4 tRNA genes are annotated in these 488 nt (G+C 52.5%); all 4 read left to right on the top strand.

The features are described 5' to 3' along the window. Positions 1-43: 43 nt before the first annotated feature. The 4 genes from LF817_RS20035 to LF817_RS20020 all read left to right on the top strand — a co-directional run bounded on the left by LF817_RS20035 (position 44) and on the right by LF817_RS20020 (position 438). A tRNA-Leu gene (locus LF817_RS20035) sits at positions 44-125 on the top strand. Between the two features lie 6 nt (positions 126-131). Then, positions 132-206, top strand: a tRNA-Gly gene (locus LF817_RS20030). Positions 207-261: 55 nt separating this feature from the next. Continuing rightward, a tRNA-Leu gene (locus tag LF817_RS20025) sits at positions 262-350 on the top strand. Between the two features lie 11 nt (positions 351-361). Further along, positions 362-438 (top strand) — tRNA-Arg (locus LF817_RS20020). Positions 439-488 lie beyond the last annotated feature (50 nt).

Here is a 488-nt window from a genome sequence, read left to right as displayed (position 1 = left end):
AGAGGGTCGGAGGTTCGAGCCCTCCATGGCTCACCATTTATTTGCGGGTGTGGTGGAATTGGCAGACACGCTAGATTTAGGATCTAGTGCTTCACGGCGTGGGGGTTCAAGTCCCTCCACCCGCATTATATGCGGAAGTAGTTCAGTGGTAGAACACCACCTTGCCAAGGTGGGGGTCGCGGGTTCGAATCCCGTCTTCCGCTCCATCTATACTTAACAGGTTAATATAAATAAATTTAAGTAACCTTACTTGCAAGTCATGCCGGGGTGGCGGAATTGGCAGACGCACAGGACTTAAAATCCTGCGGTAGGTTTCTACCGTGCCGGTTCGAGTCCGGCCCTCGGCACCATAATTTAACATGCGCCCGTAGCTCAATTGGATAGAGCGTCTGACTACGGATCAGAAGGTTAGGGGTTCGACTCCTCTCGGGCGCGCCATTACTTACGGGAAGTAGCTCAGCTTGGTAGAGCACTTGGTTTGGGACCAA

It is taken from the genome of Halobacillus sp. A1, assembly GCF_024189295.1.
Taxonomy (GTDB): domain Bacteria; phylum Bacillota; class Bacilli; order Bacillales; family Halobacillaceae; genus Halobacillus_A.
Note: the sequence above shows the minus strand (reverse complement) of the source record. Positions and strands in the feature narration are given on the sequence as shown.